Source organism: Streptomyces tanashiensis, from assembly GCF_014648895.1.
In the GTDB taxonomy this organism is placed as follows: Bacteria; Actinomycetota; Actinomycetes; order Streptomycetales; family Streptomycetaceae; genus Streptomyces; species Streptomyces tanashiensis.
The window spans coordinates 482,195-500,587 of record NZ_BMRZ01000003.1 but is presented as its reverse complement, the minus strand read 5'-3'; the positions used below and the strand labels follow the sequence as shown (position 1 = coordinate 500,587).

The following is an 18,393-nucleotide window of genomic DNA, read 5'->3' as shown; positions in this document are numbered from 1 at the left end:
AGATGAGTCGTGGGCGGCCGCCGGGTTGTGGGCAGGCGTTCCGCAGGGCGATGGGGGTCCCCCCTGGTCGAGCGGAGCCGAGAGCTCGGGGGAGGGTGGGCACAACCCGACCACCGGGCTGCACCCGGCGAACAAGCTGAGGTGTCACCGTCGGACTCCGGCACCCTGCCGGGCAACCGCCTCGCGGTAGAGCTCCGCCGTCCCCTGGGCGGCCCTGGCCCAGGTGAAGTTGGCCAGGACCCGCTCGCGGCCGGCCGCACCGAGCCGTGCGCGCAGCCCGGGATCGCCGAGGACCCGTCCCAGCGCGGCGGCCAGCGCCCCCGCGTCCGCCGGCGGCACCGCGAGGCAGGTCTCGCCGTCGGGTCCGGCGACCTCGGGGATCGCCCCGCCGGTCGTCGCGACGAGCGCCGTCCCCGTGGCCATGGCCTCGGCGGCGGGCAGCGAGAACCCCTCGTACAGCGAGGGCACGCACGAGACCTGGGCGGAGCGCACGAGGTCGACGAGCTCGGCGTCGCTGATGCCCTTGACGAATTCGACGGCGCCGTCGAGCCCGTACCGCTCGATCGCGGCGGCGACCGGGCCGTCCTCGGCGCGCCTGCCGACGACGACGAGGTGGGCGTCGGGGTTCTCGGTGCGGAGCTTGGCGAGCGCCTCGATCAGGTGGATGAGCCCCTTGAGGGGGACGTCGGCGCTGGACGTGGTGACGATCCGGCCGGGGATCTCGGCGACGGACGGGTCCGGGGACCAGAGGTCGGTGTCGGCGCCGATGTGGACGACCTTGATGCGGTCCTCGCGGACGCCGAGGTGGTCGACGATCTCCTGGCGCGAGGTGCCGGAGACGGTGAGGACGGACGGCAGCCGGCGGGCGACCTTCTTCTGCATGCCGGTGAAGGCGTACCAGCGGCGGACGGAGGCGCGGCGCTTCCAGTCGGCGGCGGCGTCGAGTTCGAGCTGCCGGTCGACGGTGATGGGGTGGTGGATCGTGGTGACGAGCGGCGCGCCGATCGCGCGCGGGCCGCCGAGGAGTCCGTACCCGAGGGTCTGGTTGTCGTGGACGACGTCGAAGTCTCCGCGGCGGGCGGCGAGCATGCGCCGGGCCCGCAGGGAGAAGGTGAGCGGCTCGGGGAAGCCCCCGGTCCACATGGTGGCGACCTCGAGGGCGTCGATCCAGTCCCGGTACTCCTCGCGCTTCGGGGTCCGGAAGGGGTCCGGCGAGCGGTAGAGGTCGAGGCTGGCGATCTCGGTGAGGGTGAGCCCCGCGAGGTCCTCGCCCTCGTCGAGGACGGGGTACGGCTGGGAGCCGATGACCTCGACGGTGTGGCCGAGGCGGGCGAGCTCCCGAGAGAGGTGGCGGACGTAGACGCCCTGGCCGCCGCAGAACGGGTTTCCCTTGTACGTGAGGAGAGCGATCCGCAACGGACGGTCACCGGCCGCGGTGACGCCCTGTCGGGGGCTTGCCTCTATGGCCTCAGCGGTCATGCGCGACCCCCTTCGAGCGTGCGTTTCGCCGGAGCGTAACCGCTCGCGCTAATCTAGAACAAGTTACAGACTTGATCGTTCTGGATCTTCTTGCTTGTCTTCTTGATCCTTCAAGGAGCACAGAATCTACCGGCAGGTAGCTCCGTGGTGAGAGCCGGAACAGGTGATTCGCGCCACGGCGGCCGCGCCGCCATACTGTCGCTCCCCACCGCACGGAACGGGACCTCATGACCGCAGAGAACAGAGCGGACCACAGACCCGCGTCGCCGCCGCTCACGGAGCGCCAGGAGGCACGCCGCCGCCGCATCCTGAACGCCAGCGCCCAGCTCGCGGCCAGGGGCGGCTTCGACGCCGTGCAGATGCGGGAGGTCGCCGAGGCGGCGGGGGTCGCCCTCGGCACGCTGTACCGGTACTTCCCCTCCAAGATCCACCTCCTCGTGGCGACCATGCAGGACCAGCTGCAGCACATGCACACCACGCTGCGGAAGCGGCCGCCCGCGGGCGCGGACCCGGCGGAGCGGGTCGCCGAGACGCTGATGCGCGCCTTCCGGGCGCTCCAGCGGGAACCGCAGCTGGCCGACGCGATGGTGCGGGCGCTGACCTTCGCGGACCGCAGCGTGAGCCCCGAGGTCGACACGGTCTCCCGGCTGACGACCGCGATCATCCTGGACGCGATGGGGACGGAGCACCCGACCCCGAGCCAGCTCTCGGCGGTCCGGGTGATCGAGCACACCTGGCACTCGGCGCTGATCACATGGCTCTCCGGCCGCGCCTCGATCGCACAGGTGAAGATCGACATCGAGACGGTCTGCCGGCTGATCGACCTGACGGCACCGGCGCCGGCGCCGGAACCGGCGCGCTGACGGCGGCGCCGACCCCGGAACCCGCCCTCCTACGGCAGCCGTCCGCGCCCCCGGCGGCCTGCCTGCCGGGGGCGCGGACGGCGCGGGGTCAGGAGGTCTTGCCCTTGGCGTTGTTCTCCGCGATGACGGCGGCGCACTCCGGGCCGCCGTCGACGGCCACGAACATGACCAGCTTCAGCGGGCCCGCCGAGTGGTTGCTGGCCTGGAGCTGCCAGCTGCTCTTCTTCAGCGACTTGATCACCGAGCCGCCCGCCCCGGAGCTCCGCTCCTCGGTCCAGCCGCCCTTGGTGAGGGTCGCGACCGTGTCCGTGTAGGACTTCGCCGGGTCGGCCGCCTTCTCGGCGTCGGCCGTCCAGCTGACCATGCAGTCCTTGGCCTCGGCCGGGATCTGCTCGCCCGAGGCGTCCTGCGTGAAGCCGGCCCCCGTCGCCGCGTCCGTCAACTCCTTGGTGACCGCGGCCCCGTCCAGCCGCTCGCCACCCGAACCGCCCGAACCGCCCGTCGCGGACGACCCGGCCGAGGACGAACCACCGGACGCCGAACCGCCCTTGTCCGATCCGCCCTCGCTGCCGCAGCCCGCGACCAACAGCACCACACCGGCAGCCGCGGCCACCCACTTCGCCTTGCGCACAACACTCCCGAATACGCATGCACGACGGCCTCTTGCCCCCGTTTTTCAGGGCACAGTTTTGCACGTGGGAACGGGCGATGGGTGCAACGACGCCTTTCGTCAGCCCTGTTCGGCGTCCCCGAACAGGGCCTTCCGCTCCTGCTCGGTGAACCGGTTCATGCACGCGGTCTCCGTCGCGTGCAGGGAGATCATCTCCATGGTCAGCGACTGCTGCACGCCGGTGTGCCGGGCGTACATCACCCAGCCCCGCTTCCTGAGCGTGATCTGGAGCATCGTGCCGCCGTGCTCGTCGAGCTTCTCCACCTGGCGCTCGCCCTGGACCCAGCCCTTGCCGACGAGGGCGGTGACCGCCTTCTCGAGGTCGCCCCGCGATCCGTCGACGGGCGGGCCGGCGTACTGCCACGCGGCGGTGCAGGCGAGGGCACGCTCCTCCAGCCGCTCGCGCTCCGTGGACGGCGTGGGACGCGGCGTGGAGCCCGTGGGGGTCGGCCCGCCGATCCCCGGAAGGTCGGACTTCGGCAGCCCCGCCTTCTCGACCGCGGCGACGATCTCGGTGTGCGCCGTCTCGCGGCCGAAGGACGGGGCGGAGGCCCCTTCCCCGGAGCCCGTACCGGCCCCGCACCCCGCCCCGAGGAGCACCGCCGCCGTCGCTCCCGCGACCGCCGTCCACCATCTGCCCCGACCCCGCATGCCTGCCCCGCTCCCTGCGCGTACGTACGTGTGCCGAGGGAGTCTCACACACGCGGTACGCGCAGGTCACGGCGGTTCCGACGGCGGGGGCGGCCGGTGGCGGGGCCCGCCGGGCCGGCCACCGGGGCCCGCCGGACCGGCTGCGGGAGCCCGCCGGACCCGCTACGGAAGTCCGCCGGACCGGCTGCGGGGGCCCGCCGGTCCGGCTACTCCTCCGGCGGGAAGACCGGCTCCCCGCCGTCCGCCAGGGTGATCAGGATCGCCTCCACCGGGCAGCCCTCCGCCGCCGCCAGGAGGCGTTCGCCCGCGTCCGCCTCCGGCTCCACCGGGTGGGACTGGCGGGCCGTGTCGAGGCGGAAGCCGCCCGGGGCGTGGTTGACGCACATGCCGGAGCCGATGCAGACGCTCCGGTCGACCTCGACGTGCCAGCGGTCCCCCATCACACCCCGCCCTCGTAGCCGCCGGGGAGGTGGATCATCTTGTGCTCCAGGTACTCGCCGAAGCCCTCGGGGCCGAACTCCCGCCCCAGGCCCGAGTTCTTGTAGCCGCCGAAGGGGCCGAGCATGTCGAGGCTGAAGGTGTTGACGTTGAAGGTGCCGGTGCGCACGCCCCGGGCGAAGTCGATGCCGTGCTCCACGTCCCCGGTCCAGACGCTGCCGCTGAGCCCGAAGTCGGAGTCGTTCGCGATCCGCCGCGCCTCGGCCTCGTCCCCGTACGGCAGGAGACAGATGACCGGTCCGAAGATCTCCTCGCGGGCGATCCGCATGGAGTTGTCGACGTCGCCGAAGAGGGTCGGCTCGACGTACCAGCCCCGGTCGAGGCCGTCCGGACGGCCGCCGCCGGTGAGCAGCTTCGCGCCCTCCGCCTGGCCGATCCCGATGTAGTCGAGGGAGCGCTGCTGCTGCCGCCGGGCGACGAGCGGGCCGACCTGGGTGGCCGGGTCGAGGGGGTCTCCGACGACGAGCGCGCCGGCCGCCGCCGCGAAGGCCTCGGCGATCTCCTCGTACCGCGCGCGGGGCGCGAGGATCCGGGTCTGGGCCACGCACGCCTGCCCGTTGTTCATCCAGGCGGCGGGGACGATCCCGGCCACCGCGGTGTCCAGGTCCGCGTCCGGCAGGATCACGGCGGCCGACTTGCCGCCCAGTTCGAGGGTGACGCGGGTGAGGTTGCGGGAGGCGACCTCCATGACCCGCTTGCCCGCGGCGACCGAGCCGGTGAAGGAGACCTTGTCGACATCGGGGTGGCCGACGAGGTACTCGCTGACCTCGCGGTCGGCGGGCAGGATCGACAGGACCCCCTCCGGGAGGCCCGCCTCCGCCGCGATCTCGCCGAGGATGTACGAGTCGAGGGGCGACTCCGGCGAGGGCTTGAGGATCACCGTGCAGCCGGCGAGCAGGGCGGGCCCCAGCTTGGCGGCGGCGGTGAACTGCGGAACGTTCCACGGGACGACGGCCGCGACGACACCGACGGGCTCGCGCCGCACGAGCAGCGGTCCGAGGACACCGCCGCGCCGCTCCTCGTACGGGAAGTCCCGGGCGACGGTGATCGCCGCGTCCCAGACCATCATCGCGCCGAGCGCCTGGGCGAGGACGGACCAGGAGTACGGGGAGCCGTTCTGCGCGCTGATGGAGCGCGCGATCTCCTCGTACCGCACGGCGATCGCGTCCTTGACGCGGGTGACGACGGCGATCCGCTCCTCGACCGTCATCCGGGGCCAGGGCCCTTCGTCGAAGGCCCGGCGCGCGGCGGCCACGGCCCGGTCGACATCGGCCGGGGAGGCGTGCGGGACACGGCCGATGACCTGCTCGGTGTGCGGGGAGATCACCTCGATGACCCCGTCGCCGAGCGGTTCGGTCAACTCCCCGCCGATGAACAGCTTTCCGTGCTCCACAAGCTCGGTCATGACCGCTGCCTCCCGAGGAGATGGATTTCCCTGAGTTCCTGACACCGCCACTTTCTGACGATGCTTCAGAACTGATACCAGTTCTAGTTACACTTGGCCAGACGTGAGGCCAAACCGGCCCCCACCAGCAGCTTTTCCACTGGTGGGGGCCGTCGTCATGCCGCCTGGGCCGCCTGGGCCGCCTGTGGGCCATCTGCCCCGCACCACCCGCCGCCGGTTGCATCGACGGGCGCTCCCGGCCGGGGAGCGCCACGGGCAGCCCGGGGTCAGCCGCCACCCGAGCCGGCCGAGGCCGAACCACCGGAGGTCCAGCGGGAGTTGGGCTGCGGCCGATCGCGCGTGCTGCGCTCGGTGCGCAGCACCACCACGACCCCGGCCGGGCCGAGCAGAGCCTTCAACGCGTCGGCGAGCCGCTGCGGGTCGCCGGCGAACGGGAGCGCGATCCGCTCCCGGGCGTCCCGTAGGACGAGTTCCAGCGCGAGCGTGGATTCGGCCGGCTTGTAGTCCCCCTGGTACGGCTCCACCACCTTGTGCGTCAGCCGCACCTCGCGCAGGGTCTCGACGGGCAGCCAGACGTCCGGCCCGGCGGCCCGGACCAATCGCAGGGACGCGGGCACTTTGCCCGGCGCGAACTCCACCCGCAGGATGTCCCGGGCCCGGGAAAAGGCCAGCGCCCAGGTACTCCAGCCCGGCGATCGCCCCCACCACCACGAACACGGTCGACGCCCGCGCCCCGGCCAGCGCCATCCAGAGGGCGACGACCAGGGTCGGCCCGCCCAAGGCGAGCGGAGTGAACAGCGCCGGCCCCACCGAGATCAGCGCGTTCCACACCGGCCCGGTCGGGCCGGCACGCAGGACCAGATCCGTCGAGTCGGGGCCTTGTCTCAACAAGGGATCGGTGGCCATGCCTCCAGCGTAGGATCGGTCCGCAAGAGCGCCTCGACCATATCCGGCCGATGAAGCATGACTTCTGACGGCCCGTAGCCCTCAGCCGGCGGACGTGGCGGGCTCCCAGCGCTCGAACCACGGGTCGAGCCACTGCTCGGCGGCGGCCATCGGCGGCCCGTGCGCCGCAGGTCCCTACTCATGCCCTCGATGACCCGCAGCAGCATCCGGGCGCCGGTGGACTTGCCCGCGCCCTGGGGGCCGGTCCCGGTACACCGTGGCGCGGACCCCACTGGCGGCTTCGGTGATGCGCTGCTCCGCCATGGCGATGCCACGCTCCAGGTAGGTGGGCGAGCGGTAACGGCACTCCCCACCCCCGGCCGGCGCGGGCAGGGCCATGGCGCTGGCACCGGTCGGGCGGCGGACGGCTTCTTCTCGGCGAGCGCGCGGACGGTGTCCGGCAGGTCCGCCAGGGTTCCGGTGCCGGGGAGCCACCGGGCGTAGGACATCGTGGACTTGATGTCGACACCGACACGGACGGCGTTCACGGAGCGCATGGCGCCCCGGTAGATCCATTGCTGCCCGCGCGTGGTGGCCACGGTTACGGTCGGCGGCGGGGTGGCCTGGGCCCGAGCGACGGCGGCGGGGGTTGTCGAGGTCGACGACGGTGACGCCGGCGTCGCCGGGGTGGTAGCCGATCGTCCGGGCGCGGCGCCACGCGGCGGTCCACTGAGGGGAGGCGAGGACGGCAGGGTCGGTGGTGGCGGCACCGAGGCGGCCGAGGAAAAGGGTGCCGTGCGGGCCACTCGACGCTTCGCTCGTGCAGAGGACTTCGAGCGGCTCGCAGCGACTGAGGGGCCCGCTGCCGTCGAACGCCGAAGCGCGGCCGCAGCGCAGCGCGCTATCGCAGAAGCCCCCCGGGGAATGCGCGTGCCCGCTGAACCTGAGGTCACCAGGGCACGGCGGAGGCGGATGACCCCGCGATGGATCAACTTCGCACGCCGCAGCATCAAGTCGCTTACGGTGAGCCCATGTTGAAGGGACAAGCACTCGCGGCCATGGCCGCTGCCACTCTGACGCTCTTCGTGCTGCCCACCGCCTCGGCCACCGCTGAAGGTGCCGGTACGAGGAGCGGGGCGAGCGCGGCCGCTGCCGCAGCAGAACCCGCGTACCTTACTCGAGATATTTGGCTCAGAAACCTGGATGGCTCTCCGGCACCGGAACCTGCATCGGTGACTCGACGCATCTACTTGGCCGCCGGGAATTACGAGTGGTACGACAGGGTCTACGAAAGCGCGACAGGCATCCGGGTCACACCCGAAAACCATCGAACGATCTACTTGGCTGCGGGCTGGTACGACTGGACTTGCACCGTCCTCACCAAGCGACTCGGGGACGGCCTGCTGGCCTACTACGAAAATTGCAGCCTGGATCAATTCGGACCCGCTTACCTCGCTAGTACGTGGTGGCGACCGCCGGCTGGATCCTCCGGCGCTTCATACACCTTTGGTGGCGTGCTGGTCCCCCGCCCCGCATAGAATGGCGAGATTTCATTACTGAATACCAAAGAGAAGTGAGGCGCAATAACTTGAGAACGCACCTTTCTCGGTCGATATCGGCTCTGGCCGCAGCCTTCACTATGACTCTCCTACCGGGAGCCCTGCCAGCAGACGCAGCAAGTCAGCCGGCCACGCTGTCGCGTACACTCTGGCTGGAGCACACTCCTGGAAATACAGCCAGCGTACAGCGGAGCATCTACCTTGCTGCGGGTACCTACTCATGGTGGGTCCAACTGGAGCAGCAAAGCACTCCCGTAAACGGTAGCCAAGCCAGCAGGGATATCTATTTGGCTGCAGGTTGGTACGATTGGACCTGCACTATCGGGCGGTCTGAATGGCCAGCCGCCTACGCGAGTGCATGCCAACTTCAGAAGTCAGGGTCCACCCCTGCCAGGATTTCATCGAATCCCTTCGAGATAGACACGGTCGGCTACTACACAGTTAGCGGCTATCTCTTGCACGTTCCGTTTCCGTGAAAAAATCCACCCGTTCCATTCGCGCGGAGAGGCTGCCGTGAGCCGAACGGCCGCTCTCCCCTTGCCCGCCTCCGCTCGTGCTCCTCACCATCCCTCCCGGCCAGGAGCACGGGCGCATCCGGCCCCCACAATGGCCCGCGCATCCAACGCCACGACTGGTTCTCGCCGTGCGAGATGAAGCGGGACGAGCTGGTCCGCCACAGCCGACACGTTGAGCGCCGGACTCTTCATCCGGGGCTCAATCTGCACTGATCCTGGCACCGGGACTCGGGAGCTCCGAGAGTCAGCGCTTCTTCGTCTTCCGCTGCTGCCTGGGCGTCCACTCCCCCAACAGGCCAGTCGCTCGCCACATGCGAGCGGATCCAGCCTGCGGCACCGGAGAGGCGCGAGCTGACGCGACCGGGCCACCGTCGACCTCGGACGCGTATGCGGCAACACCCAAGGGGACCATCGCTCGGGCCGCCTGTGGGCCGTGCGACGGGAGCCGGGGTCGACCGACAACGGCCAACCACCACGGCTGGGACGCAGGTCACAGGCGGGTGGAAGGCTCGACACCTCAAGCTCTTCTGACGAGTAGTCAGTTCTAGTTATGGTGGGCAATGGCCGTACCGGTACACAGAGACGAGGACGCTCATGACCCAGGTGACCGAGCACGGCGGTGGCGTCTGGTCCCTGCGGGTGCCGATCCCGGACAATCCGCTGGGCCACACCCTGGTCCACGTCCTCGACACCGACCGCGGCCCGGTCCTCGTCGACACCGGCTGGGACGACCCGGCCTCCTGGGACGAACTCACCGCCGGACTCGCCGCGTTGGGCCTCTCCGTCCAGGAGATCCACGGAGTCGTCATCACCCACCACCACCCCGACCACCACGGACTCTCCGGCCGGGTCCGCGAGGAGTCCGGGGCCTGGATCGCCATGCACGCCGCCGACACGGCCGTCGTCCGCCGCACCCGCGAGGCCGAACCCGGCACCTGGTTCGACTACCTCGCCCGCAAACTGGCCACCGTCGGCGCCCCCGAGGACCACATCGCCCCGCTGCGCGCCGCCCGCGCCTCCGGCCGGATGCGGACCCTGCCCGGCCTCCGCTCGGCCCTCCCCGACCGCGAGATCGTCCCCGGCGAGCTCCTCGACCTGGCCGGACGACGCCTGCGCGCGATCTGGACGCCCGGCCACACCCCCGGGCACGTCTGCCTCCACCTGGAGGAGGAGCACCCCTCCCGGCTGCCCGGCCACGGCCGGCTCTTCTCCGGCGACCACCTGCTGCCCGGGATCTCCCCGCACATCGGTCTGTACGAGGACCCCGACGACGCCACCGCCGCCGACCCCCTCGGCGACTACCTCGACTCCCTCGAACGCATCGGCCGCCTCGGCGTCGCCGAGGTCCTCCCCGCCCACCAGTACGCCTTCACCGACGCCGCCGGCCGGGTCCGCGAACTCCTCGACCACCACGAGGAGCGCCTCACCGGCCTCCTCGGTCTCCTCGCCGTCCCGCTCACACCGTGGCAGCTCGCCGAGCGCATGGAGTGGAACCGCCCCTGGGACCAGATCCCCTACGGCTCCCGGAACATCGCCGTCAGCGAGGCCGAGGCCCACCTCCGCCGGCTGGTGAAGCTCGGCCGCGCGGAGCCCGTGGCGGGCACGGACCCCGTCACGTACATCGCGGTGTGAGGCCCCGCCTCACGCCTTGAACAGGCGGATGAGGGACATGACCAGGACCAGCGGGGAGACACCGCCGCCGAGCACCAGCACCGGGATCGCCACCCACCACAGCCAGTGCTGCCCGCCGTGCTCGGCATAGTCATAGCCGTTGTGGACGAACAGGTACCAGAGGAGGTGCAGGGTCAGCACGGCGATCAGGGCGATCCAGTAGAAGGCGATCCCCGCCGACCAGAGCCGGACCCTGCCGGCCCGGACCGTGGCCAGCCGTCCCCGGTAGCCGTGCAGCCCCACCATCGCGGCGATCAGGAGCAGCGTGGCGGGGACGCGCCACCAGTCGTTCATCGCCCACTGGTAGGGGCCTTGCGCCTGGTCGGAGAGCGAGGGGTACGCCTCCGCCCGGCTCAGGAGGTCGATCCCGCCCACGAGGAAGGCCACCATCGGCACCAGGTAGAACAACCCGAACAGGGGCCTCCCCAGACCCGTGGTCAGCGCCCGTACGGCGCGCTCCCGCGCGGTCGGCACCCCCGTCGAGCGGGCGCGGGCCCGCGACTCGGCCTCCGGACCCCGGACGGCGGCGCGGCTGCGGGGCGCGGCGGAGGGCCGGGCGGGCGTCGGTACGGAGGGTCGCGGGGCGGGCTTCCCGGCGGGCCGCTCCCCGGGCTCCTGCGCGGGCAGGACGGCCGTCCGGGGCGGCGCGGTGGGCGGCAGGGCGACGGTCACGGCGCCCGGCCCCGACTCGGCGGCGCTCTCCGCCGCGACCGGCCGGGACCGCGGGTCCGGCTGCGGCTCCGGCTCGATCTCCGCCTCCGCGTTGAGCAGCTCCTCCGCCTTCTGCGCGATGGCCGCGACCACGGGAGCCGGCAGCCAGCTCCCCGACTCCTCCCGGTGCGCGTCGGCCGTCGCGGCGAGCTCGGCCACCGGCGGGCGGTCGTCCGGCCGCTTGGCCAGACAGCGCCTTACGAGCTCCGCGAACGGCCCCTCGACCCCGGCGAGGTCGGGCTCGTGGTGGACGAGCCGGTACAGCAGCTCCGCCACCGAACCGCCACCGAAGGGCCCGCGCCCGGTCGCCGCGAACGCCAGCACCGCGCCGAGCGAGAAGAGGTCGGCCGCGGGACCGACCGTCCGGCCCTCCGCCTGCTCCGGCGACATGAAACCGGGCGAGCCGACGACCAGGCCCGTCCCCGTCAGGGCCGTCTCGTCGGCGGAGCGGGCGATGCCGAAGTCGATGAGCAGGGGGCCGGACGGCGAGAGCAGCACGTTGGACGGTTTGACGTCCCGGTGCACGAGCCCCGCCCGGTGCACACCGTCGAGGGCGTGGGCGAGGCCGGAGAGCAGCCGCCAGAGGGCCGGTTCGGGGAGGGGTCCGTGCGCCAGGACCGCCTCGGACAGCGCGGGACCGGGGACGTACGCGGTGGCCAGCCAGGGCACCTCCGCGTCCGGGTCGGCGTCGAGGACCGGGACCGTGCCGGCGCCGCGTAACGACTGGGCCGCCCGCACCTCGCGGGCGAAGCGCGTCCGGAACCCCGGATCGCCGGCGAGCGCACCGTGCACCACCTTGAGCGCGACCGTCCGGCCGCCCCGCGACCGGCCCAGGTAGACGCGGCCCATGCCGCCCTCGCCCAGCCGGTAGAGGAGCCGGTAGGGACCGACCCCCCGCGGGTCGCTCTCGGTCAACGGCCGCATTCCGCACCCCCGTGAAGACGCCGTCGTCATGCTGTCGTGGCGGCGTCAGCATGGCACAGTGATCAGTTCCCCGGGACCCTGTCTCCAGACCTGTTCCCACCCCGGTGTGAGGCGCCTCGCACCCCCGGGGCCACGGGCGTACGGGCCGGTAGAGTGAGCGGGTCGTCATCATGCCCGTACGGGGGGAAGCCGGTGCGAATCCGGCACTGACCCGCAACCGTGAACCGCACCCCTGGGAGCGGTGAGTCGGAATGCCCCGCGCGGGACATGACCGCCGGCACCGTCGAGGAATACGGAGCCGGAGCCTGGTGCCCCTGAGGCGTGCCGGTGCCCGGCCGCAGGAGAGGGCCCCATGAACACCGTCCGCCGCGGCGCAGCCGCGCTCGCCGCCGCCGCAGTCGTGCTCGGCACCGCAGCCGCCGTTCCGGCCGCCGCCGCGCCGTCCCCGACCCCCTCGACCGGCACCCTCCCGGCAGGCCTGTACGGCACGAAGGACCCGACGTACGACGGTGTCTGGCGCCAGTCGCTCGCCTTCCTCGCCCAGCGCAGCACCGGCTACCAGCCGGCCGACCAGTCCGTGGACTGGCTCCTGGGCCAGCAGTGCGCCGACGGTTCGTTCGCCTCGTACCGCGCGGACGTGTCGAAGCCCTGCGACGCGAAGACGATGCGGGACACGAACGCCACCGCCGTCGCCGTCCAGGCGCTCCGCTCCGTGCGCCGCCAGGCCGCCGCCCCCGAGACGATCGACAAGGCCGTCAAGGCCGGCTCCGGCTGGCTGCGGACCGTGCAGAACAAGGACGGCGGCTGGGGCTACAGCGCCGGCGGCGCGAGCGACGCCAACTCCACCTCGGTCGTCGTCGGCGCGCTCGCCGCGATCGGCGTGCGGCCCGGTTCGTTCACCTCCGCCGAGGGCCGTACCCCGTACGACGCGCTCCTCACCTTCGCGCTGCCCTGCTCGGACAAGGACGGCGCCGGGGCCTTCGCGTACCAGCCGGACAAGACCGGCAAGCTCCTCGCGAACGCCGACGCCACCGCGGCGGCCACCCTCGCCGGGCTCGGCAAGAGCGTCGTCGCCACCAAGGCCTCCCCCGACCAGCCGCCGGCCTGCGCCGACCTGTCGAAGCCGACCGTCGAGCGGGCCGCGCTGAACGGCGCCTCCTACCTGGCGAAGGCCCTCGCGAAGACCGGCCACCTCATGCTCCCGCCGATGCCGGGCGCCACCGACACCACCGAGCAGCCCGACGTCGGCAACACCGCCGACGCCGTCGTCGCACTCGCCGCCTCCGGCGCCACGAAGCAGGCCGAGCCGGCCCTGACGTGGCTGGAGAAGAACTCCGCCGCCTGGGCGAAGGAGGGCGGTCCGGCCGCCTACGCGCAGCTGATCCTCGCGGCCCGGGCGACGGAGACCGATCCGCGCGAGTTCGGCACGGCGGACCTGGTCGAGCAGCTCAACGCCACCGGCCCGGCGCCCAAGGCCCCGGACACCTCCGCCTCCTCCACCAGCGACGACGAGGACTCCGGTTTCGACATCTGGTGGATCATCGGCATCGGCACGGTCGTCGGCGTCGGCATCGGCTTCCTCGTGAGCGGCCGCAAGAAGTGATCGGACGGATGCGGGCCGCGGGGGTGACGGCCGGGGTGCTGCTCACCCTGACCGGCGTCGCGGCGGCCCCGGCGCAGGCGGCCGCCTACCGCTACTGGTCGTTCTGGGAGAGCGACGGCGGGAAGCCCTGGGCGTACGCCACGCAGGGCCCGGCGACCGCCCGGCCCGCCGACGGCGACGCCCTCGGCTTCCGCTTCGCGATCAGCAACGGCACCGGTGACACCTCCCAGCCCTCCGTCGCCCCCGACTTCCGGGGGATCTGCGGGGGCGTGGAGAAGAAGGACGGCACCAAGCGCATCGCGGTCGTCGTCGACTTCGGCGGCCCCGTGGACGCGCCGACCGGGGAGACCCCTCCGGAGAAGCTGATCAAGGTCGGCTGCGCGGAGGTCCGCGAGGACGCGACGGGCGCGGAGGCGCTGGCCGCGGTCGCGAAGCCGCTGCGGTACGACAGCGCGGCCATGCTGTGCGGGATCGCGGGCTACCCGGCGCGGGGCTGCGGCGAACCGGTCGAGGCGGGCGGGAACGCGGGAGACGCCGGAGGGAAGAAGACTCCGGCGCCGACGGCGGCGCGGGAATCCGACGGCGGCGGCCCGTCCGTCGGCGTGCTGGCCGGCGGGGCGGCCGTGCTGGCCCTCGGCGGGGCGGCGATCTGGAAGGCCCGCCGGCGCCGATGAGCACGGCCCGCAGCGAACACCCGGCCTCGGACCGAGGAACGACCTCGACCGGAGGCACGGCCACGGGGGGCCGAGGCACGGCCGCAACCGGGAGCACGGCCCCGGCCGGGGGCACGGCGGCCGCAACCGGGGCCACGGCCATGTCCTCGGCCTCGGCCTCGGCCGGAGGAACGGCCGCAACCGGGAGCACGACCAAGGCCGGAGGAACGGCCACGGCCGAGAGCACGACCAAGGCCGAAGGAACGGCCACGGCCGAGAGCACGACCAAGGCCGGAGGAACGGCCATGTCCTCAGCCTCAGCCTCGGCCTCGACTGGAGGCACAGCCACGGCCGGAGGCACAGCCTCGGCCGGCGGCACGACCCCGACCCCCGACGTGGCCTCGGCCTCGGCCGGCGGCACGGTCACGTCCTCGCGACGCCGTGGCATGTTCGCGTCCTCGGCCCGTGGCCTGTTCGCGGCCCCCGAGGCGAGCCGGGCCAACGCCCTCCACGCGGGCGCGTGGTGGCTGTGGGCGCTCGGCCTGGCCGTCGCCGCCTCCCGCACGACCAACCCGCTGCTGCTCGGACTGCTCGTCGGGGTGGCGGGCTACGTGGTGGCGGCCCGGCGTACGGACGCGCCCTGGGCCCGCTCGTACGGCGCTTTCGTGAAGCTGGGCCTGTTCGTCGTCGCGCTGCGGGTCGTCTTCTCCCTTCTCCTCGGCTCCCCCATCCCCGGTGAGCACGAGCTGTTCACCCTCCCCGAGGTGCCGCTGCCCGACTGGGCGCAGGGGGTACGGATCGGGGGCCGGGTGACGGCCGAGCAGCTGGTGTTCGCGCTGTACGACGGCGCCAAGCTGGCGACCCTGCTGATCTGCGTGGGCGCCGCGAACGCCCTCGCCAACCCGGCGCGGCTGCTGAAGTCGCTGCCGGGGGCGCTGTACGAGGTGGGGGTCGCCGTCGTCGTGGCGATGACCTTCGCGCCGAACATGGTCGCCGACGTGGTCCGGCTGCGGACCGCCCGCAGGCTGCGGGGCCGGCCCACCGGAGGGGTGCGGGCGGTGCTCCAGATCGGCCTGCCGGTCCTGGAGGGAGCGCTGGAGCGGTCGATCGCGGTGGCGGCCTCGATGGACGCGCGGGGCTACGGGCGGACGGCCCGGGTCCCGGCATCGGTACGGCGCACCACGAACGTCCTGACCCTGGGCGGGCTCCTCGGCGTGGCCGCCGGCTCGTACGGGCTGCTGGCGGCGGAAGGCGCGGGGTACGGGCTTCCGCTGCTCGGCGCCGGGCTGCTGGCCGCGATGGCCGGGCTCCGGCTCGGCGGGCGCCGGACCGTCCGTACGCGCTACCGGCCCGACCACTGGGGTGCGCGGGCCTGCCTGGTCGCGGGCTCCGGGGTGGCGGTCGCGGTCCTGATGATCTGGGCGAACGCCTACGCCCCGGAGGCCCTGCACCCCGGGGTCGTCCCGCTGGAGGCGCCGGAGCTGCCGCTGTGGCCGGCACTGTCGGTCCTGGTGGGCCTCGTCCCGGCGTTCGTGGCGCCGAAACCCAAGGAGATGGTGTGATCCGCTTCGAGAACGTCTCCGTGAGGTACGAGGAGGACGCCGAGCCGACCCTGCGGAACGTGAACCTCACGGTCCCCGAGGGCGAGCTGGTGCTCCTCGTGGGCCCCTCGGGTGTCGGCAAATCGACCCTCCTCGGCGCGGTCTCGGGCCTCGTCCCGCACTTCACGGGCGGCACGCTGACCGGCCGGGTGACGGTCGACGGCCGCGACACCCGCACGCATCCGCCGCGCGAGCTCGCGGACCTGGTGGGCACGGTGGGCCAGGACCCGTCCGCGCACTTCGTCACCGACACGGTCGAGGACGAGCTCGCGTACGGCATGGAGTCCCTGGGGCTCGCGCCCGGCGTCATGCGGCGCCGCGTCGAGGAGACCCTCGACCTCCTGGGCCTCGCCGAACTCCGCGACCGCCCGATCGCCACGCTCTCCGGCGGCCAGCGCCAGCGCGTCGCGATCGGCTCCGTCCTGACCCCGCACCCCAAGGTCCTCGTCCTGGACGAGCCGACCTCGGCGCTCGACCCGTCGGCGGCGGAGGACGTCCTCGCGGTGCTCCAGCGCCTGGTCCACGACCTGGGCACGACGGTCCTCCTGGCGGAGCACCGCCTGGAGCGGGTGGTGCAGTACGCGGACCAGGTCCTCCTCCTGCCGGACGCGGTGATGGGCCCCCCGGCCGAGATCATGTCCGTCTCACCGGTGCATCCCCCGGTGGTGGCCCTGGGCCGGCTGGCGGGCTGGGACCCGCTGCCCCTGACGGTGCGGGACGCACGGCGGCGGGCGGGTGAGCTGAAGGCGCACCTGGAGGGCCGGTTCCCGAATCCAGCCCCGCCGGCGTTCGAGGCGCGGGGGTCCGGGGGCGGAGCACCCGGTTTCGGGAAGGGGCGGGACAGGGGACTCTCCCTCTTCCTACGCCGCCGCACCCGACCCACCGCACCCACCACCCCCACCACCCCCCTCGCGAACGTCACCGCCCTCGGTGTCCGTCGCGGCCGCGTAGAAGCCCTCCGCCGCGTCGACCTCCAGGTCGCCCCCGGCGAGACCGTCGCGCTCATGGGGCGGAACGGCGCCGGGAAGTCCACCCTGCTCTCCACCCTCGTGGGCATGATCGAACCGACGGCCGGCACCGTCCGGATCGCCGGTCTCGCCCCGCACAGCACCGCGCCCCGCGAGCTGATCCGCCAGGTCGGCCTGGTGCCGCAGGAGCCGCGGGACCTGCTGTACGCGGACACCGTCGCCGCCGAGTGCGCGGCGGCCGACGCGGACGCGGGCGCGACGCCCGGGACCTGCCGGGCGCTGGTGGAGGAGCTGCTGCCGGGGGTGGCGGACGACACGCACCCCCGTGACCTGTCGGAGGGCCAGCGGCTGGCGCTCGCGCTGGCCGTCGTACTGACCGGCCGCCCCCCGCTGCTGCTGCTCGACGAGCCGACCCGCGGCCTGGACTACGCGGCGAAGTCGCGGCTGGTCGCGCATCTGCGGACGCTCGCGGCGGACGGTCACGCGATCGTGCTGGCCACGCACGATGTGGAGCTGGCGGCGGAGCTGGCGCACCGGGTCGTGATCATCGCGGACGGCGAGGTCGTCGCGGACGGCCCGACGGCCGAGGTCGTGGTGTCCTCGCCCGCGTTCTCGCCGCAGGTGGCGAAGATCCTGGCCCCGCAGCCGTGGCTCACGGTCGAACAGGTGGAGGCGGCCCTGTGAGGGCGGCCCGCCCGGTCCGCCTGGGCCCCCGCTCGGTCGCGGCGCTGGTCCTCGTCTCCCTCGTCGGGCTCCTCGCCTTCTGCTGGCCCCTCTTCGCGGACGCCGGCTCCGCCGTCACCTCGCACGCCGGGGACGCGCCGTGGTTGTTCGCCGCGCTGCTGCCGCTCCTGGTGGCGGTGGTGGTGGCGACGATCGCGGACTGCGGGATGGACGCGAAGGCGGTGGCGATGCTGGGCGTGCTGGCCGCGGTGGGCGCGGCGCTGCGCCCGCTGGGGGCGGGGACGGCCGGTCTGGAGCCGATGTTCTTCCTGATGGTGCTGAGCGGCCGGGTCCTGGGGCCGGGCTTCGGCTTCGTCCTGGGCTCGGTGACGATGTTCGCGTCGGCGCTGCTCACGGGCGGTGTGGGCCCGTGGATGCCGTTCCAGATGCTGTCGATGGGCTGGTTCACGATGGGCGCGGGGCTGCTGCCGGGCCCCGACCGGCTGCGGGGGCGGGCCGAGCTGCTGATGCTGTCCGCGTACGGATTCGTGGCGGCGTTCGCGTACGGCACGGTCATGAATCTGCAGGGCTGGGTCCTGCTCCAGGGCCTGAGCAGCGGGATCTCCTTCGAGCCGGGTGCGCCGGTCCACGAGAACCTGGTCCGTTTCCTCGCCTATGTGCTCGCCACCTCCCTCGGCTGGGACCTCGGCCGCGCCGCCCTCACCGTCGTCCTGACCGTGACCGTCGGCGGCGCGCTCCTGAGGGCGCTCCGGCGGGCCACGCGGCGGGCGAACTTCGAGGCCCAGGTCACATTCGAGGCCCCGGAAGGGCCCTCCCGGGGTGAGGCGCCTCATAGGACCTACGTCACGTACGAGGCGGAGTAGTAGACCGGCAGACCAGGCCAAATCACCCCACACTCCCGCATGACCTGCGGAAACGCCGCACAGCGGCTCCCCCTCCAAGGCCCCCCGGGTCCGAACCTTCCTCGTACAGGGGGTCGTTGCATCGGCGTTCGAGCCCTGCTTGTCTGGTGGACGTCGCCAGGCAGCCGGTGCTCATCGCAGCGCCACGGTC

General features: G+C 73.0%; 15 protein-coding genes, 1 pseudogene and 1 riboswitch. Of the genes and pseudogenes, 7 read left to right on the top strand and 9 right to left on the bottom strand.

All coding sequences use genetic code 11. The features are described 5' to 3' along the window. Positions 1-144: 144 nt before the first annotated feature. Complete coding sequence (locus IE237_RS12890; RefSeq protein ID WP_189802043.1) at positions 145-1,479, bottom strand: glycosyltransferase family 4 protein; 1,335 nt, start codon at positions 1,477-1,479, stop codon at positions 145-147. Positions 1,480-1,706: 227 nt separating this feature from the next. Here IE237_RS12890 and IE237_RS12885 point away from each other — a divergent pair, with 227 nt between their 5' ends. After that, positions 1,707-2,342 (top strand): TetR family transcriptional regulator, encoded by a 636-nt coding sequence (locus tag IE237_RS12885; RefSeq protein WP_189802042.1) that lies wholly within the window; start codon positions 1,707-1,709, stop codon positions 2,340-2,342. An 88-nt stretch (positions 2,343-2,430) separates the two neighbouring features. On the opposite strand, the gene IE237_RS12880 is transcribed toward IE237_RS12885, so the two are convergent. The 7 genes and pseudogenes from IE237_RS12880 to IE237_RS40700 form a co-directional block, all read right to left on the bottom strand. Next, on the bottom strand, positions 2,431-2,955 hold the full coding sequence (locus IE237_RS12880; RefSeq protein WP_229842635.1) for a hypothetical protein: 525 nt from the start codon (positions 2,953-2,955) through the stop codon (positions 2,431-2,433). A gap of 117 nt (positions 2,956-3,072) precedes the next feature. Continuing rightward, positions 3,073-3,663, bottom strand: a complete 591-nt coding sequence (locus IE237_RS12875) for a hypothetical protein (protein ID WP_189802040.1) — start codon at positions 3,661-3,663, stop codon at positions 3,073-3,075. A gap of 206 nt (positions 3,664-3,869) precedes the next feature. Continuing rightward, positions 3,870-4,103, bottom strand: coding sequence for a ferredoxin (locus tag IE237_RS12870; RefSeq protein ID WP_189802039.1), 234 nt, complete (start codon positions 4,101-4,103; stop codon positions 3,870-3,872). Beyond that, positions 4,103-5,566, bottom strand: coding sequence for an aldehyde dehydrogenase (locus tag IE237_RS12865; protein ID WP_189802038.1), 1,464 nt, complete (start codon positions 5,564-5,566; stop codon positions 4,103-4,105). Before IE237_RS12865 ends, IE237_RS12870 begins: the two co-directional genes overlap by 1 nt. A 266-nt stretch (positions 5,567-5,832) precedes the next feature. Further along, positions 5,833-6,204 (bottom strand): hypothetical protein, encoded by a 372-nt coding sequence (locus IE237_RS40705; RefSeq protein ID WP_229842634.1) that lies wholly within the window; start codon positions 6,202-6,204, stop codon positions 5,833-5,835. 246 nt (positions 6,205-6,450) lie between these two features. Further along, complete coding sequence (locus tag IE237_RS41835) at positions 6,451-6,744, bottom strand: AICE element replication initiation protein (RefSeq protein WP_502267027.1); 294 nt, start codon at positions 6,742-6,744, stop codon at positions 6,451-6,453. Further along, a pseudogene (locus IE237_RS40700) lies at positions 6,719-7,219 on the bottom strand (bifunctional DNA primase/polymerase); the annotation flags it as partial. The gene IE237_RS41835 and the pseudogene IE237_RS40700, both read right to left, overlap by 26 nt. A 1,900-nt stretch (positions 7,220-9,119) precedes the next feature. On the opposite strand from IE237_RS40700, the gene IE237_RS12855 reads away from it, so the two are divergent. Further along, positions 9,120-10,157: a Strvi_7410 family MBL fold metallo-hydrolase gene (locus IE237_RS12855; protein ID WP_189802037.1), complete on the top strand. Its 1,038-nt coding sequence runs from the start codon at positions 9,120-9,122 to the stop codon at positions 10,155-10,157. Between the two features lie 9 nt (positions 10,158-10,166). On the opposite strand, the gene IE237_RS40695 is transcribed toward IE237_RS12855, so the two are convergent. Continuing rightward, on the bottom strand, positions 10,167-11,831 hold the full coding sequence (locus IE237_RS40695; RefSeq protein WP_229842632.1) for a serine/threonine-protein kinase: 1,665 nt from the start codon (positions 11,829-11,831) through the stop codon (positions 10,167-10,169). A gap of 182 nt (positions 11,832-12,013) precedes the next feature. Continuing rightward, positions 12,014-12,088, top strand: a riboswitch (cobalamin riboswitch). A 95-nt stretch (positions 12,089-12,183) separates the two neighbouring features. Here IE237_RS40695 and IE237_RS12845 point away from each other — a divergent pair. The 5 genes from IE237_RS12845 to IE237_RS12825 all read left to right on the top strand — a co-directional run bounded on the left by IE237_RS12845 (position 12,184) and on the right by IE237_RS12825 (position 18,203). Beyond that, entirely contained in the window at positions 12,184-13,434 is a 1,251-nt protein-coding gene (locus tag IE237_RS12845) for an SCO2321 family membrane protein (protein ID WP_189802036.1), read from the top strand. Positions 13,435-13,442: 8 nt separating this feature from the next. Further along, on the top strand, positions 13,443-14,108 hold the full coding sequence (locus IE237_RS12840; RefSeq protein ID WP_189802035.1) for an SCO2322 family protein: 666 nt from the start codon (positions 13,443-13,445) through the stop codon (positions 14,106-14,108). Between the two features lie 425 nt (positions 14,109-14,533). After that, positions 14,534-15,649, top strand: a complete 1,116-nt coding sequence (locus IE237_RS12835) for an energy-coupling factor transporter transmembrane component T (protein ID WP_189802556.1) — start codon at positions 14,534-14,536, stop codon at positions 15,647-15,649. Beyond that, positions 15,646-17,340: an ABC transporter ATP-binding protein gene (locus IE237_RS12830; protein WP_189802034.1), complete on the top strand. Its 1,695-nt coding sequence runs from the start codon at positions 15,646-15,648 to the stop codon at positions 17,338-17,340. Before IE237_RS12835 ends, IE237_RS12830 begins: the two co-directional genes overlap by 4 nt. Continuing rightward, positions 17,337-18,203, top strand: a complete 867-nt coding sequence (locus IE237_RS12825; RefSeq protein ID WP_189802033.1) for an ECF transporter S component — start codon at positions 17,337-17,339, stop codon at positions 18,201-18,203. Before IE237_RS12830 ends, IE237_RS12825 begins: the two co-directional genes overlap by 4 nt. Positions 18,204-18,393 lie beyond the last annotated feature (190 nt).